Source organism: Acinetobacter sp. ANC 5414, from assembly GCF_013004295.1.
GTDB lineage: Bacteria > Pseudomonadota > Gammaproteobacteria > Pseudomonadales > Moraxellaceae > Acinetobacter.
Window position 1 is genome coordinate 78,947 of sequence record NZ_JABERM010000002.1, and the last position, 17,236, is coordinate 96,182.

Sequence of the window (17,236 nt, forward strand, 5' to 3'; positions counted from 1 at the left end):
TGAGGTGAGAATAAATTGAGCTTGCTGTTTGAATTAAGCGTGCAATTGTTTGTTGCGTATCATATCCACCGCTTTTTCAGCAATCATGATGGTTGGCGCATTGGTATTGCCATTGACCACATTCGGTATGATGGAGGCATCCACTACACGTAAATTTTCAATGCCATAGACGCAAAGCTGCGGATCAACCACGGCCATCTCATCAATGCCCATTTTACAGCTGCCGACCGGGTGATACACGGTATCCGCACGTTCACGCAAAATATGCCGAATTTCATCATCGGTTTTGACCGAAGCACAGAACAGATCTTTTTTATGCAGCATTTTTAAGGCCGGTGAATGCATCAGTTGTTGCGTTAATTTATAGGCATTAACCATATCTTCAATATCATCTTCATGATCAAAGAAATTCGGATCAATCAGCAAAGGATCATCGATGCTTGGACCGCTGATTTTAATGCTGCCGCGACTTTTCGGATTCAGCAGGCAAACATGACAGGAAATACCGTGGCTGGCATGGAAAGTGCGGGCATGGTTATCCACCAAAGCCACCACAAAATGCAGCTGCAAATTCGGAATGTCCTTTTCAGGCGTACTTTTTAAAAAGCCGCCACATTCGGCAAAATTGGTACTGAGCATGCCACGGCGTTCTTTACGATAGCGCGAAATTTGTTTCACCAGATCGATCGTACCGGCCAGTGACACGCCAAAAGTGCCGGCAATCTCACTGACGGTATAACTAAAAATAAAGTCGGGATGATCGTGAAAATTTTTACCGACACCCGGTAAATGCTGAGTCACCTCAATATCATGCTCAGACAACTCTTTTTCATCGCCAATACCGGAAAGCATTAAAATCTGCGGTGAATGCATCGCACCTGCGCTTAACAACACTTCTTTATTGGCACGCAGCTGTTTGATTTGACCAGCATGTTTAACTTCGACGCCAACCGCAATCTGATTTTCAATTAAAATGCGCTGCGTGGATGCATGGGTGAAAATGGTCAGGTTGGGGCGTTGCAAATGCGGAAATAAATAGGCACGTGCTGAACTACAGCGCTCACCGTTAATATGCGTGACTTGATACACGCCTAAACCTTCCTGTTCCGCCCCATTAAAGTCATCCAGAATTTTATAACCCTGTTCTTTGGCTGCCGTAATATAACGCTCATGCCATGGGCTGTCAGTGCGCAAATTCGATACCGACAATGGCCCGGTATTGCCGTGATATTCATTTTCAATATCATGATTATTTTCCGAGCGAATGAAGTAGGGCAGCACCTCCTGATAACTCCAACCGTGATTGCCGAGTTCTGCCCATTGATCGTAGTCTTTTTGATGTCCACGCACATAAATCATGGCATTAATGGCAGATGAGCCACCCAAACATTTCCCGCGTGGTTGATAGCCTTTACGGCCATTCAGACCTTTTTGCGGCACGGTTTCAAAGGCCCAGTTATTGATTTTTGTGGGTATGCTGATCACGGCTGCAGCGGGTGTATTCACCGTCCATGTATTGCCATGACTGCCAGCTTCTAATAAACACACTGAAATATCTGGATTTTCGGATAAACGCCCCGCCAATACACAACCGGCACTGCCGCCACCAATGACAATATAATCAAACGTCTGGTTTTCCATAGAGGACCTTGTTCCTGTTATTTATTCTTGAATGTCATTTTTGTTTTAAGTGATATTTCTATTGTTTTTATCACCTATTGAAACTGATCTTACCGAAGCCTTAGACGAAAAGATATACAGTTTAGAGCTTGATTCATAAATAAAAAATATTTAATTCTTAGTCACGCGTATATGATCAAGTATCAATTTAATTACAATTGCATGCCATATTCGATATAAATGAACATTGGAAATAGGTCGAAAAAAGCAGATGATATAGCAGTTTTAAAAATAGAAGATCAGGGATTTTGATTCGTGTTTGAACTTGACTGTAAATTACTCAGTGTTTTTCTTTATATCTATAAATATAAAAGTGTTTCAGTTGCAGCTGAATATCTGGCGATGAGCCAGCCGACGGTCAGTAATATCCTGAATAAAATCCGTCAGCATTATAACGATCCGCTTTTTTTAAGAATTGGCAACGAGATGGTGCCGACCGAACTGTCCAAACAGCTTTTCCCCTTGGTGAGTGAGGCGCTGAGTAAGGTTGAGATCATTAACAATTTCACCATTAATTTTGATCAGTCGACCTCGCAGCAAAAATTTACCATTGCCATGACCGATGTGTCGCATTTGGTGTTATTGCCTAAAATTTCCCAGTATTTAAAACAACATGCCTCCCATATTCGCTTGAATGTGCGTGCGATTACTTCTGAAACCAGTTATCAAATGGCCAATGGGGAAATTGATTTAGCCATTGGTTTTTTACCGAATCTGGAAAACGGTTTTTATCAGCAAAAATTATTTGAGCAATATTATGTGGTGATTGCTTCCAAGGATCATCCAAGGCTGAGTGGAAACCGTTTAAGCACGGAACAATATATTAGTGAACAGCATATTGATATTGATGCAGGCATGGGGCATTACCATATTGAAAATGAGCTGTTAAATTTAGAATTAAAACGTAATATCTTGATGCGTTTACCGAGCTATTTAGGGGTCGGGCTGGTGGTTCAGGAAACCGATGCAATTGCGACAGTGCCTTATTATTTAAGTGAGGTCTTATTGTCGCGTGGGAATTTACAAATTTTTGAAGCACCGATTACCTTTCCCACCTATGCGGTTAAACAATATTGGCATATGTCTTGTCATCATAAAACCAGCCATCAATGGCTGCGTCAGATGTGTCATGAATTATTCAGTCAAATGAATGAACTCGATGGTTCAGCTCATGGAATCATTCATCACTAATCAGAACCCCCAGCTCAATCATGGATTATTAGTAACTTACCGAATTAATCCACCGAAGAAATTTTATCCGGAGTCATGAGCGCCTGATTAATATACAGCTTGATTAAGCGTTCACGTGAACCAATGGATTTTTGATAATGGGTGGAATTGAGTAATAACGAGGCACCATAAGTCACCGTCCAGATATAAGATAAATAATCGCGAATCGACATGGCGCTATCTAATGATTTTAAATATTCATCGGTCATGTCTTTGATTTCAATAATCCGTTCTTCACGGACTTGATATAATTCTTCAAATAATTCTTTTAATTTTCTTTCATTATTGGTTAACCGGTCTTCAATCACATGTAATAAAATCGTGCGGTTGGAATTTAACATGTTGTAAAGCATGTACTGGGAGACATAGGTTTTAATATTATTTTTATATTTCTTTGAAATTTCTAACAGTCTTTTTTCATTCAAGATAATCAATTCTAAATACAGCTGATTCTTGCTTTTAAAATGCTTATAAATTGTACCTTTGGCAATATCCAGTTCAGAGGCTAACTCTCCAAGCGTAATATCCTGATTGTTATCCAGCAACAGCGTTTCTGCCATGGCTAAAATTTTCTCTTTACGTAATAGAAAATTTTGTTGGCGTACTGTATTCATTGCAATCGTCCCAAGCAGACATTAAAAAAAGCGCCTTCAACATATACCCATAAAATCGTGATGACCATTCCACCATTGTCGGGTATGGGTAAAAATTAATATTTAAAATAGATATTTATATTTAACCCTATTCTGAATTTGATAGCTCTCAATTGCATAGCGAAAATTAAAAGTCAATAAATGAGAACCTGAGAGGTCAATAATCGCCAATAAAATTCCAATTGATCCATAATTATTTTATTGTCTTTTTGCGCTGAAACGTGAAATCACCGATTAAACGCAAACAGAATAATGTGCTGATCAAACAGTATTTCAACCGTATATTTAAAGATTAGGTTTTAGGATGAATCGTTCAATTCAAAGTCAATTACAGAAAAGATGTTTTATTCAGCAAACATTCGAGTGAACATCAGATGATGAACACATTTTAACTCTTAAACCCTTATGGGGCTGTCCTTCAAACTGGATTTTAGCTCAATGCCATTTCTCCTGATGGATATTGAAAGCCGGTTTGAACGCCCAAATTTTATTTAAATATATATGGGTTGAAATAAAGCTCGTTATTTTCAGTTTAGGTTCTTACAACTTAAAAAAGCACTTCAATATTCAATGTGAAGTCTTCACCCAAGGAAAGCAATATGCCTATTTATAACGCACCTCTTAAAGACATGGATTTTATTTTAAATGATGTATTTAAGGCTGAAGATTTTTGGCAAGGCAATGACGACTTAGCCCACATTGACATGGCAACGGCCAATGCCATTTTAGAAGAAATGGCAAAATTTTCTAAAAATGTGATTCTGGATTTAAACCGCTCAAGTGATGAAGAAGGCGGTGCTCAATTTAGCAATGGTGTTGTGACTACGCCTAAAGGTTTTAAAGAAGCATTTAAACAATATGCAGAAGGCGGCTGGATTGGCTTGGGTGCGGAAGAAGAATGGGGCGGCCAAGGCATGCCGAAAATGCTGACGGTGCTTGCCGATGAGATGATTTGGGCGACCAATCCCTCGTTTATGCTTTACCCGCTACTTTCTGTGGGCGCAGGCATGGCATTGAACAACTACGCCTCTCAAGAGCAAAAACAAACCTATCTACCTAAAATTTATACTGGAGAATGGTCAGGCACCATGTGTCTGACTGAACCGCATGCAGGGACTGATTTAGGCATTATTAAAACCAAAGCTGAACGCAATGAAGATGGTTCTTATGACATTAGCGGAACCAAAATTTTCATTACCAGTGGTGAGCATGACCTATCAGAAAACATTATTCATCTGGTACTGGCTAAAACACCGGATGCACCTGCAGGTTCACGCGGTATTTCGTTATTCATCGTGCCGAAATTCCTCGTGAATGAAGATGGTTCATTGGGCGAACGCAATAGCATGGGTGCCGGTTCGATTGAACACAAGATGGGGATTAAAGGTTCTGCAACTTGCGTGTTGAACTTTGATGCTGCGAAAGGTTTTCTTGTGGGTAAAGAAAATGAAGGTCTGGCAGCCATGTTCGTAATGATGAACTATGAACGTCTGTCTATGGGGATTCAAGGTTTAGGCGCATCTGAGTTTGCCTATCAGAATGCGGCGCAATATGCGACAGACCGTCTACAAGGCCGCAGTGCAACAGGGGTGAAATCACCAGAGAAACCAGCCGATTCGATTCTGGTACACGGTGATGTGCGTCGTATGTTGCTTAACGGTCGTGCTAACAATGAAGCATCGCGTGCATTTGCGGTCTATGTCGGTCAGCAACTGGATATCACCAAATTTTCGAGTGATGCTGAAGCGGTTAAAAAAGCCAATGACCGTGTGGCGTTGTTAACCCCAATTGCCAAAGCCTATTTAACCGATACGGCATTGAATGCTGTACTTGATTCACAAATGGTGTTTGGTGGTCATGGTTATATCCGTGAATGGGGCATGGAACAGTGCGTTCGTGACCTGCGGATCTCACAGATTTATGAAGGCACTAACGGTGTGCAGGCGCAGGATTTAATCGGTCGTAAAACCATTCGCAACAATGGTGCGAATATGGCTGAATATATCACTGAAATTCGTGAATTTGTCGCTACACTGGATGATTCACTGGCGATTAAAGCCGCGACTGTAAACGCGTGTACCGAAGTGGAAGCGATTACCCAGTTCATTTTGGAGCAGGCGAAAGGCGCAGCTGATTTTGCCAATGGTGTTGCGGTAAATTACTTGCATGCTGTGGGCTTACTTAGCTTCAGCTATATGTTTGCGAAAATTTCGCAGGCGGCTCAAGTTAAAACAGAAGCGTTCTATCAAAACAAACTTATTTTGGCGCAGTACTTTGCAGAGAAAGTGTTACCTGGCTTAACTGCACATATTGCCCAAATTAAAGCCGGTTCAAACTTGATGATGCAATTGCCAGAAGATTACTTTACTGCTCAATCTTAAGCTCAGCACTTGGGTTTAACCTCTACTTGCATAAAAGGAAATGATATGGGCAGGGTCTTCTGCTCATATCAAACAACAAAATTTATAAATTAGGATGGAAAAAATGATTGTTATTGTGAATGGTGTACGTACAGCGATGGGTGGTTTTCAAGGTGCACTTTCTGCATGTACCGCACCCGATTTAGGCGCAGTGGTCATTAAAGAAGTGGTGGCACGTTCAGGCTTACAGCCTACAGATATTGATGAAGTGATTTTTGGCTGTGTTTTACCTGCGGGTTTAAAGCAAGGTCCGGCACGTCAAGCCATGCGCCAGGCAGGCTTACCTGATTCTACCGGTGCGACCACCATCAACAAAATTTGTGGTTCGGGTATGAAAGCGGTGATGCAAGCTGCCGATGCTGTTAAAGCCGGTTCTGCACAAATTGTGGTTGCCGGTGGTATGGAATCCATGAGTAATGCACCATATTTACTGGAAAAAGCACGTAGCGGTTACCGTATGGGACATGGTAAAACCACAGACCACATGTTCCAGGAAGGTCTGGAAGATGCAGAAACCGGTCTTTCTATGGGCATCCTTGCACAAGAAATGGCAGATAAAAAAGGCTATACCCGCGAGCAACAAGATGCTTTTGCGATCAGCTCTTTAAATAAAGCCGTGACTGCCATTAATAATGGTTATTTCAAGGCTGAAATTGCGCCTGTAACCGTATCGAGCCGTAAGGGCGATGTGGTGGTTGAGCAAGATGAGCAACCACTGAATGCCAAAGCAGACAAAATTCCGACTTTACGTCCAGCGTTTAAAAAAGATGGCACCATTACAGCGGCAAACTCCAGCTCAATCAGCGATGGTGCATCTGCATTGGTGATTACTTCGGAAGAAATTGCAGCTGAACGTGGACTTGAACCCGTTGCTAAAGTTCTCGCTTATGCCAGCCATTCTCAGCATCCTTCTGAATTCAGTATTGCTCCCGTAGGCGCAATTGAGAAAGTCTTAAAGCAAACTGGCTGGACTGCTGCAGAAGTTGATCTTTGGGAAATTAATGAAGCCTTCGCGATGGTGACCATGGCGGCTATGGATGCTTTCAATTTAGACGAAGCCAAGGTCAATGTGAACGGTGGTGCGTGTGCACTCGGACATCCACTGGGTTCATCGGGTTCACGTATTATTGTGACCTTGATTCACGCGTTAAAACGTACTGGTGGCAAGAAAGGGATTGCCAGTTTATGTATTGGTGGTGGTGAAGCGACTGCGGTTGCGGTTGAACTGATCTAAACTCTATTTATTAAAAAAACATTGCTATTAAGAACATCAATAACGAACAGATGCGATAAGCAATAAAAGCCACCATTTCAGCGTGCTGGGATGGTGGTAAACAATATGTGTATTTTTTGAGATTTTTATTATGAATGGTTTAGAACGCATTCGCTTAGTCTCCCTTCGCGACAAAATAATGTCTGCTCAACAAGCGATTGAATTGATTCAAGACGGTGCTGTAGTGGGTTTAAGTGGTTTTGGTGGTGCCGGTGAAGCCAAAACAGTCCCTTTGGCTTTGGCTGATTATGCTCAGCAACATCCTTTAAAAATCACCCTGGCAACTGGTGCAAGTTTAGGCAATAAAATTGATGGCCGTTTAAATGAAGCGCATGCCATTCAACGTCGTTATCCCTATCAAGCCGATCCGGGCTTGCGTAAATCCATTAACGCCGGCGAAGTGATGTATATCGATCAGCATCTGTCTGAAATGGCAGATAACATTCGTCATCATAATTTACCGCGTATTAATGTGGCTGTCATTGCAGCAACTGCCATTACAGAAGATGGTCAGATTATTCCAACAGGTTCATGCGGTAACTCGGCTAACTTTATTGAAATGGCTGATCATGTCATTATCGAAATTGATAATACAATCAATCCTGTACTTGAAGGTGTGCATGATATTTATGTGCCCAAAGCCCGTCCAAACCGTGCACCGATTCCCTTGATTCACGCCGGCGATCGTATAGGTACAATCGGCATTCAGGTGAGTCCGGAAAAGATTTCCGCGATTGTACTGAATGATATTCCTGATACATCCTTCAATATGGATGAACCCGATAGCGACACCTTGTCGATTGCCCAACACCTGATTCAATTCTTTGAGAATGAAGTGGCAGCAGGGCGCTTGCCGGCAAATCTAGGTCCATTACAGTCAGGTGTGGGTTCAATTGCCAACGCAGTCTTTTCGGGCTTTGAGCATTCAAACTTCCATCATCTGGAAATGTACTCGGAAGTCTTACAGGACTGTACTTTCGACTTGATTGATTCTGGAAAAATGACCTTTGCTTCAGGTTGTTCAATGACGCTTTCTGACGCTTGTGCCAAGCGTGTCATGAGCAACTTTGAACAATACAAAGACAAGATTGTGCTACGTCCGCAAGAAATTTCCAATAATCCTGAAATCATCCGCCGTTTAGGGATTATTGCGATTAACACGGCACTTGAGTTTGATATCTACGGCAACGTAAATTCGACCCATGTCACCGGTACCAAAATGATGAACGGAATTGGCGGTTCAGGCGACTTTACTCGTCATGCGCATATTGCAATTTTTGTGACCAAGTCGATTGCTAAAGGTGGTGCAATTTCATCGGTGGTTCCAATGGTCAGTCATACCGATCATACTGAACATGACATTGATGTATTGGTGACAGAGCAAGGTCTGGCAGATTTGCGTGGCTTGGCACCGCGTGAACGTGCCCGTAAAATTATTGACTGCTGTGCACATCCAAGCTATTGCGAAGCTTTAAACGACTATTTTGACCGTGCTTGTGCAAAGGGCGGACACACGCCGCATATTTTGCAAGAAGCTTTGTCTTGGCATGCAAAATTTGAAGAAACAGGTAGCATGCAAAAAACTGCATAAGATCACGTCTAGCTAGAATATGAGAAAACCCATCAAATGATGGGTTTTCTCATTTTTATGAATGAAATGTGGATATAAATTTCAAAAAATGACGAAAGCAAAACAGATGCCGTACTGCTGAAACGGTTTGCCAACAAGAACCCGCTTAACCGAAAGATTGTTTTTTCTATAATGACCGCTTTGCAATACTCAAGGTCAACATTTTGAAATATATTCAATATTTTTCAGGAATCACGTTATTACTTCTATTAACTGCTTGTGCCAAAGCACCAGATTATCAGGGCACTTGGAAAAATACCCTAGAAAATCCAAAACTTGAAAATTCACTCGAGATTAGCAAAAATGGTGACAATTATTTCATTACCAATACATTAAAAGACAAAGCAACCGGTAAAACGGAAAAGAAAAATCCTGTTCCTGCCTCAGTCAGCAAGAATGGTTTACTTGAGGTGAATGCAGGTGCCGGTGTGGTTGATTTTGCGATTGACGAGAAAACCGGAAATTTGGTGGGTTCAGGCTCAATTTATAAAAAAGCAAAATAATCATTGCAGCAATGTATTAATACAGAAGATGTCATGAAAGGGTATTGTTCATGACATCTTTTTTAACTGATAAAATGGAATAATGCTGCCAAATCTTTTGTTGAGTTGAATGACCTGAATGATATCTCGTTTCAATCGGGCAGAGATTGAAGGACAAAATTCTCTCATTTTAGCTTTTATTGGAAAATCTTTCTTCAAGCTGGCTAAACAGGCTTTGCATACCTTGAGTTGCTGTTTGGGGAATCAAATGATATTGCTGCGGTACTCGAAGGTGATCGGCTTTAGGGTCAATATAATACGCTTCACAGCTTTCAGGTATTTCATGGATCAGTCCGGCAACTGGGTAAACCACCAGACTGGATCCGATCACGATAAAAATATCGGCATCTTGAACTAGTTGCATGGCGTGTTCATAAGCCGGAACCGCTTCGCCAAACCAGACCACATGCGGACGCAGCGGATAGCCTTGCGGACATTTATCTCGTTCCAGGTTTAATTCCCAGCCTTGGATCGGATAGAAAGTCTCAGAATACTGGGCACCAGGCGCAGAGCTTTTGGCCAAGCGAATATTGCCATGTAAATGTAAAACATGCCGGTTTCCAGCACGTTCATGTAAGTCATCTATATTTTGGGTAATCACATAACACTCTGCAAAGTCTTGAATTTTGGCAATGAGTTGATGTGCTAAATTGGGCTGTGTTTCCAAAACACTTTTGCGTCGTGCATTATAAAAGCGTTGCACCAGTTGCGGATTTCTTTGCCATGCTTCGGGTGTCGCGACATCTTCAATCTTGTGGTTTTCCCAGAGCCCATCATGATCACGAAATGTATTGATTCCACTTTCTGCACTCATTCCTGCACCGGAAAAGATCACGATTTTTGGCATTTTTTTCAGTTCTTTGTTTTTGATTTAAACAAACGTATCATAAATTATTCAGGTTTTTATAGGTTTTATAGAGCACTGCAATTTTACTTTTGAGCCGCTATAAAAAAAGCCCCCACAAATTTGTGAGGGCTAATTGTGTTATTTTTCTATTGAGCAATAAACTGCTGAACAGCCTGATTGAACTCGTTTGGACATTCAATATTTGAAATATGCGAGGCATTAATTTCAAATAACGCGCTATTTTTAATATGATTGACCATATATTGACCGTCTGAAACTGTGGTCACAGGATCTTTTTGACCTGCAATAACCAGTACCGGTACACGAATTTCTTCTAACTGTTCACGTAAATCTGCTTTTGCCAAAGCTTCACAGCAACTTGCGTAACCTTCGGCGCTACCAGCTGCCAAGCTGTTTTGCAACTTCTCAACTTCTGCTGCATTGCTTTGAATAAATTTATCCGTAAACCAACGCCCAGCTGCAGTTGAAGCGATCGGCTGTAAACCTTGCTCACGTACCAGTGCTGCGCGTTCATTCCACGCTTGTTCTTGACCAATTTTCGCTGCAGTATTGCAGACAATGATTTGGTTAAAACGTTTGGCCTTGTGAACGGCAAGCCATTGACCCGTTAAGCCACCCATTGAAATACCACAAAAAACAGCTTTTTCAATATTAAGATGATCAAGCAGGTTCACTACGTCTTGACCCAATTGCTCAAGGGTATAGGGACCTTGTGGAGCTGATGATGCACCATGACCGCGTGTGTCATAACAAATCACAAAAAAATCATCTTTAAAATGATCAATTTGAGGTTGCCACATTGCATAATTCGTCCCAAGCGAATTTGAAAAAATGATCGCAGGTTTAGTCACATTACCAAAGGTTTGGTAATTGATTTCAGCACCATTCGAGCTAAAAGTTGGCATAGATATTCCTTTTATTACTTATCCTTCCTCAATCCTTGCTGTACAAAATTTAAATATGGCTATAAAAAAAAGCACAGCAAGGAAAGGTTTTTGAAGGATTCTATTTTTTAAACGCGTTCAATAATCAAGGCAATACCTTGACCAACACCAATACACATTGAACAAAGGCCATACTTGCCACCCGTTTGTTCCAGCTGGTTTAAAGCAGTCGTCACCAGACGTGCACCCGATGCACCGAGGGGATGACCCAGAGCAATCGCGCCACCATTCGGGTTGACTTTGGTTGAACCATCTTCTAAACCTAGGTCACGGGTTACCGCCAAGGCTTGAGCAGAAAAGGCTTCATTCAGCTCAATGACATCCATCTGCTCTAAAGTCAAACCGGTTTGTTTCAACAGCTTTTTAATCGCAGGTGCAGGACCAAAGCCCATGATGCGAGGTTCAACGCCCACCACCGTTGCGCCAATAATTTTGGCACGTGGTTTTAAGCCATACTGTGCTACAGCATCATCCGAAGCAATCAGCAGGGCTGCTGCACCATCGTTAATCCCGGAAGCATTACCTGCCGTCACCGTACCTTCGGCTTTCACCACCGGTTTCAGCTTGGTTAAAGCTTCTAATGTTGTTGAAGCACGTGGATGTTCATCAGTATCCACTACAACGGGTTCGCCTTTACGTTGTGGAATCACCACAGGCACGATTTCGTTGGCAAAGAAACCTTTTGCTTGTGCTGCTGCTGTGCGCTGCTGACTGGAGAAAGCGAACTGGTCTTGGTCTGCACGGCTAATGTTGAACTGTGCAGCCACATTTTCAGCAGTTTGCGGCATGGTTTCGACACCATACATTTCTTTCAGTTTTGGATTGATAAAACGCCAGCCCATGGTGGTGTCTTCAAGTTTTTGACTACGACCAAAGGCAGTTTCCGATTTACCCATCACCAAGGGCGCACGGCTCATGGATTCCACACCGCCGGCAATAATCAGATTGGCTTCACCAGCTTTAATGGCACGTGCAGCGATTGCTACAGCATCCAGTGATGAACCACATAAACGGTTGACCGTCGTTGCAGGCACCTGATAAGGCAGACCTGCAAGCAGAGATGACATACGACCAACGTTACGGTTATCTTCGCCGGCCTGATTGGCACAGCCATAAATTACGTCATCAACCTGTTCCCAGTTCACTGACGGGTTACGTTCCATCAAGGCTTTGATTGGAAGTGCACCCAGGTCATCGGCACGAACAGGAGCCAGACCACCGGCATAACGGCCGAATGGGGTACGGATGGCATCTACGATATATGCGTTTTTCATTGTGTAATCCTTTTAGCTCCCTTAATCCCTCCTGAAAAGGAGGGAGACTTACCCAGCTTCAAAATGATTTGCGCTTGGGTATAAAGTCTCCTTTTCTTGCACATCGACTTAAAGCAATGCTTAAGTCTCTCAGGGGGAATTAGGGGGATTTAAAATTTTATTTAAAGTGTATTAGCCTTGAGTCGCATCAATCAGTTTGGCACCAGTCAATGACTGCAATTCTTCAAATGACAGACCTTCAACTTTCTCAATCACTTTCATACCTTCAGGGGTGACATCAATCACGCAGAGGTCGGTGTAAATGCGGTCGACACATTTCAAGCCAGTCGCAGGGTAAGATAACTCAGCGACGATTTTTGGCTCGCCTTTTTTAGTCACGTGGTCTGTAGTGATAAAGACTTTTTTTGCACCAACAGCCAAGTCCATCGCACCGCCCACTGCAGGAATCGCATCAGGTGCACCGGTATGCCAGTTGGCCAGGTCACCATTTTCAGCGACCTGGAATGCTCCAAGCACAGCAATATCCAGGTGACCACCACGCATCATGGCGAAGGAATCACCATGATGGAAGAATGAACCACCTTCAAGCAAGGTGACAAATTCTTTACCGGCATTAATTAACTCTGGATCACGGTCTTCTTCAGCAGGAGGAGGACCAAAGGCCAATAAACCATTTTCAGAATGTAAAAACACGTCTTTGTCTGAAGGCAGGTAGCTGGAAATCTTGGTCGGTAAGCCGATTCCGAGGTTCACATAAGCACCATCAGGAATGTCTTGTGCCACACGTTCAGCAATCTGGTCACGGCTTAATTTGGTATAACTCATCTTTTAATACTCCAATGCCAATTACTGTGCAGGTTTTACTGCAACCACGTGTTGAACAAAAATCCCCGGGGTGATGATGTGCTCTGGATCAAGTGCGCCCAGTTCAACCACTTCAGAAACCTGGGCAATGGTGACATCGGCTGCCATGGCCATAATCGGGCCAAAGTTACGTGCCGATTTACGGTATACCAGATTGCCCCAGCGGTCGCCTTTATGCGCTTTAATCAAGGCAAAGTCAGCCTTGATCGGGTTTTCCAGCACAAAGTCTTTGCCTTCATAGTTCAGGGTCGGTTTGCCTTCAGCTAGCAACGTACCAAAACCGGTTGGGGTGTAGATTGGACCTAAGCCCATACCTGCAGCCTGAATACGGCAAGCCAGGTTGCCTTGCGGTACCAGTTCCAGTTCAATTTTGCCGGCACGATAGATTTCATCGAATACATAGGAATCTGACTGACGAGGGAAAGAGCAGATGATTTTGCGTACCGCACCGGTTTTTAACAGTTTAGCCAAACCGTAATCGCCATTACCGGCATTGTTGTTGACGATGATCAGGTCTTTCACACCCAATTCAATCAAGCCATCAATCAGTTCAGCCGGTTGTCCAGCCGTACCGAAACCACCAATCATGATGGTTGCACCATCTTTAATTTGGGAAAGTGCTTCAGTCAGTGAAGCGGAGCTTTTATCAATCATAATGTTTCCTAGACAATCATTTGCCCATTAACTTTTAGAGCTTTGAGTTGAAGGGAGAGCAGTGCTATTCGGTTCACGTTTATTTAAAACTAAATGCGCAATGATACCGATACAAATACCCCAAAATACGGAACTGAGCCCTAAAAAATGCATGCCTGAGGCAGTGGCTAAAAAGGTGATGAGAGCTGCATCTCGATAAGATTCATTTTTCATCGCGACAGAAATATTGGTTGCAATCGCACCCAGTAAAGCAAGGCCTGCTAATGCAGCGACCAGTTCTTTAGGCAGTAAGCTGAACAACATGACAATACTGCCGGCAAATAAACCGCCTAAAATGTAAAAAATACCGTTGGCGATTCCGGCGATATAACGTTTGTCTTTCAGTTCATGTGCATCTTTACCCATACATAAAGCAGCCGTGATCGAGGCCAGAACGATGGTAATCCCACCGACACAAGCGACTGCCAAGGATGCAATACTGGTTACCGTGATAATCGGTTTAGCCGGAGTGTCATAACCACTGAGTTTCATGATGGCCATACCCGGTAAAAACTGACCGGAAAGACTGACCAGAATCAGCGGAATGGCTAAATTCAGGGTTGAATTCCAGCTCCATTCAGGGGCAATCAATTGCGGAATGGCGAGGGTGAAATGGACATCAACCGGATTCATCTTGCCTAAAACCAGACTCAGAACTACACCTGAAACAAGCACCCAAACCATGGCATAACGTGGCACTAAACGCTTTGCAATGAGAAACACCATCAGCATGCCAAAAACAATCATCGGCATGGTATTAGTTGCAGTAAACAGTCCCAGACCAAACTGAAAAAGGATTCCGGCCATCATGCCAGCTGCGACATCTTGGGGAATCCATTTCAATAACTTGTCAAAATAACCGGTAATTCCAATCAAAAAAATCACCACAGCAGAAGTGATGTATGCGGCGATGGCTTCATTCAATGAAATATTGGGGAACAAGGTCACCAATAATGCCGTTCCCGGTGCAGACCATGCGGTAATCACGGGAACTTTGTATTTAATCGAAAGAAAAATACCGGCAACTGCTGCACCAATTGAAATTCCCCAAATCCACGAAATCATCATGGCACTGGAGACTTGCGCTTTTTGGGCAGCCTGGAAAAAAATGATGAGTGGACCTGAATAGGAGATCAGCACGGCCAAAAATCCTGCGACCGTGGCTGAAATGGACCAGTCATCTTTTAATGTTTGTAACAGGGTTGTCATTGCGCTATTGCCTCCATGCTTAGATTTCAATGATCCTGTTGAATTTTGATGAGATCAGGTTTAACCCTGATCACCACCACCTACAGGAACCACAGTTCCTGTCATATATGAAGATTCATCTGAAGCCAGGAATACAATCGCATTCACCTGTTCTTGAATGGTGCCGTAGCGCCCCAAGAAAGTACGGTCAATGGTTTGATCCACGACTTGTTGCATCCATTCTTTTTCTGACTCGGTCAGAGGATTAGCATTGCGTGGCACTTTACGTGGTGGCGCTTCTGTACCACCAGTTGCCACCGCATTGACACGGATACCATCTTTGGCATGTTCAAAGGCGAGGGCAGCCGTTAAACCATTTACGCCACCTTTAGAAGCAGAGTAAGGCACACGGTTGATACCACGTGTTGCAATAGATGAAACGTTAACTATAGTACCTTTTTGATTTTTAATCATTTCAGGTAACACTGCACGGCAACACCACAGGGTCGGGAACAATGAACGATTCACTTCCTTGATAATTTCCTCTTCAGAAAATTCTTCGAAAGGTTTCATCCAGATTGCACCACCCACGTTGTTGATCAATGCGTCAACACGGCCATAAGTGTCCAATGCTTTTTCAACGACTGACTGGGCACCGGCAAAAGTTTCCAGATTGGCTTTGACGGTAATCGCATCGCCACCAGTGGCTTCAATTTCAGCCAGCACTTCTTCCACATATGGGGAGAGGTCAGCCATAACGACTTGTGCGCCTTCGCTGGCAACTTGCAGCGCGACACCGCGACCGATGCCTTGAGCGGCACCGGTTACGATCACAACTTTATTTTCAAATCTTTTTGCACGATTCATTTTATTCTCCGGCTCAGTCTCTTAAACTTAGTTTGCAGAGAATTTTTCAAATAAGAAGCTTGCAGGTTTAACGCCTTCAGCCTCTAACCAGCCACGCACGGCTTCTACCATCATTACAGGGCCACATAGATAAATATCAACATCGCCTGCATTTAACCAGTCATTTTCAATATGACTTGTCACATAACCTTTACGCTCATGTGCAGATTCTGGGTTAGCAATCACTGTGCGGTATTCGAACCACGGGAATTTCTCTTGCAGTTCATTCAGTTTTTCAATGGCCACCAAGTCAAAGTCATTGGTTACACCAAAAACTAAACGTACTGGATGTTCTGAACCTTTTTCTTCAAGCACTTGCAACATTGACATAAATGGTGCAATACCCGTACCACCTGCAAGCATTAACACAGGACGAGTCACTGGACGTAAGTAGAAACTACCAAATGGACCCGCGAAGGTCATTTTGTCGCCAGTTTTGGCATTGGCACTTAAAAATTCGCTCATTTTGCCGTTTGGTACGTTACGTACCACAAAACTGGTTAAACGGTTACCCGGTTTAGAGCTGAAAGAATAAGAACGGGTTTCAGTAGTTCCCGGAATACCCACATTGACATATTGACCAGCAAGGAAATGAATATCCGGCTGACCTTCGTCTAACTGGATGTCAAAGGTGATGGTCGAGTCAGATAAATTTTCTACACGAGCCAAAGTACCCTGGAATTCATGAATTTCAGTTTTACAAACTTCTGATGACGCTTGAATCTGGAATACTGCGTCTGAAGTCGGTTTACACTGACAAGCTAGGATGTAGCCTTCAGCTGCTTCTTCAGGAGTTAATGCATCTTCAATATAAGTTTCTTCAGGCATGTCATATGAACCTGATTCACAAAACGCACGGCACGTTCCACATGCACCGTCACGGCAGTCCAAAGGAATATTGATCTTTTGACGGTAAGCTGCGTCTGACAGGGTTTCTCCGTCTGAAACAGAAATAAAACGTGTAACGCCATCTTCAAATTGAAGTGCAACATTGTGGTTTGACATGGCTGAATATCCTATATAAATCTTTAAATCTGGACCTTTCAGCCAATTTTCCATCTGGCTGAAAGG

At 43.0% G+C, this 17,236-nt stretch carries 15 protein-coding genes; 5 read left to right on the forward strand and 10 right to left on the reverse strand.

Annotation, left to right across the window (positions count from 1 at the left end):
• Positions 1-33 precede the first annotated feature (33 nt).
• A complete protein-coding gene (locus tag HLH18_RS02340; protein ID WP_171545670.1) occupies positions 34-1,641 on the reverse strand; it encodes a GMC family oxidoreductase in 1,608 nt (535 codons plus the stop codon).
• A gap of 294 nt (positions 1,642-1,935) precedes the next feature.
• Here HLH18_RS02340 and HLH18_RS02345 point away from each other — a divergent pair, with 294 nt between their 5' ends.
• A complete protein-coding gene (locus HLH18_RS02345; protein ID WP_171527947.1) occupies positions 1,936-2,871 on the forward strand; it encodes a LysR family transcriptional regulator in 936 nt (311 codons plus the stop codon).
• Positions 2,872-2,915: 44 nt separating this feature from the next.
• Here HLH18_RS02345 and HLH18_RS02350 read toward each other — a convergent pair whose 3' ends face one another.
• On the reverse strand, positions 2,916-3,524 hold the full coding sequence (locus tag HLH18_RS02350; protein WP_131287174.1) for a TetR/AcrR family transcriptional regulator: 609 nt from the start codon (positions 3,522-3,524) through the stop codon (positions 2,916-2,918).
• 638 nt (positions 3,525-4,162) lie between these two features.
• On the opposite strand from HLH18_RS02350, the gene HLH18_RS02355 reads away from it, so the two are divergent.
• From HLH18_RS02355 to HLH18_RS02370, 4 genes are all read left to right on the forward strand, one after another.
• The gene (locus HLH18_RS02355) at positions 4,163-5,944 is read left to right on the forward strand and encodes an acyl-CoA dehydrogenase C-terminal domain-containing protein (protein ID WP_171527948.1); all 1,782 of its coding nucleotides are present in this window, start codon (positions 4,163-4,165) and stop codon (positions 5,942-5,944) included.
• A gap of 103 nt (positions 5,945-6,047) precedes the next feature.
• Positions 6,048-7,217, forward strand: a complete 1,170-nt coding sequence (locus HLH18_RS02360) for a thiolase family protein (RefSeq protein WP_171527949.1) — start codon at positions 6,048-6,050, stop codon at positions 7,215-7,217.
• 130 nt (positions 7,218-7,347) lie between these two features.
• A complete protein-coding gene (gene scpC, locus HLH18_RS02365) occupies positions 7,348-8,847 on the forward strand; it encodes a succinyl-CoA:acetate CoA-transferase ScpC (RefSeq protein WP_171527950.1) in 1,500 nt (499 codons plus the stop codon).
• Positions 8,848-9,050: 203 nt separating this feature from the next.
• The gene (locus HLH18_RS02370; protein ID WP_171527951.1) at positions 9,051-9,389 is read left to right on the forward strand and encodes a hypothetical protein; all 339 of its coding nucleotides are present in this window, start codon (positions 9,051-9,053) and stop codon (positions 9,387-9,389) included.
• A gap of 169 nt (positions 9,390-9,558) precedes the next feature.
• On the opposite strand, the gene HLH18_RS02375 is transcribed toward HLH18_RS02370, so the two are convergent.
• The 8 genes from HLH18_RS02375 to benC form a co-directional block, all read right to left on the reverse strand.
• On the reverse strand, positions 9,559-10,275 hold the full coding sequence (locus tag HLH18_RS02375) for an SIR2 family NAD-dependent protein deacylase (protein WP_171527952.1): 717 nt from the start codon (positions 10,273-10,275) through the stop codon (positions 9,559-9,561).
• A 146-nt stretch (positions 10,276-10,421) separates the two neighbouring features.
• Positions 10,422-11,201 carry a 3-oxoadipate enol-lactonase gene (gene pcaD, locus HLH18_RS02380; RefSeq protein ID WP_067722621.1) on the reverse strand — a complete coding sequence of 260 codons (780 nt, stop codon included), beginning with the start codon at positions 11,199-11,201 and terminating at the stop codon, positions 10,422-10,424.
• Between the two features lie 107 nt (positions 11,202-11,308).
• Positions 11,309-12,514, reverse strand: a complete 1,206-nt coding sequence (gene pcaF, locus HLH18_RS02385; RefSeq protein ID WP_171527953.1) for a 3-oxoadipyl-CoA thiolase — start codon at positions 12,512-12,514, stop codon at positions 11,309-11,311.
• Positions 12,515-12,685: 171 nt separating this feature from the next.
• The gene (locus HLH18_RS02390; RefSeq protein WP_171527954.1) at positions 12,686-13,339 is read right to left on the reverse strand and encodes a 3-oxoacid CoA-transferase subunit B; all 654 of its coding nucleotides are present in this window, start codon (positions 13,337-13,339) and stop codon (positions 12,686-12,688) included.
• Between the two features lie 21 nt (positions 13,340-13,360).
• Positions 13,361-14,032 (reverse strand): 3-oxoacid CoA-transferase subunit A, encoded by a 672-nt coding sequence (locus HLH18_RS02395; RefSeq protein ID WP_171527955.1) that lies wholly within the window; start codon positions 14,030-14,032, stop codon positions 13,361-13,363.
• 27 nt (positions 14,033-14,059) lie between these two features.
• Positions 14,060-15,280: a benzoate/H(+) symporter BenE gene (gene benE, locus HLH18_RS02400; protein WP_171527956.1), complete on the reverse strand. Its 1,221-nt coding sequence runs from the start codon at positions 15,278-15,280 to the stop codon at positions 14,060-14,062.
• Positions 15,281-15,340: 60 nt separating this feature from the next.
• Complete coding sequence (benD, locus tag HLH18_RS02405; RefSeq protein WP_131287154.1) at positions 15,341-16,126, reverse strand: benzoate diol dehydrogenase BenD; 786 nt, start codon at positions 16,124-16,126, stop codon at positions 15,341-15,343.
• Positions 16,127-16,153: 27 nt separating this feature from the next.
• On the reverse strand, positions 16,154-17,170 hold the full coding sequence (benC, locus tag HLH18_RS02410; RefSeq protein ID WP_171527957.1) for a benzoate 1,2-dioxygenase electron transfer component BenC: 1,017 nt from the start codon (positions 17,168-17,170) through the stop codon (positions 16,154-16,156).
• Positions 17,171-17,236 lie beyond the last annotated feature (66 nt).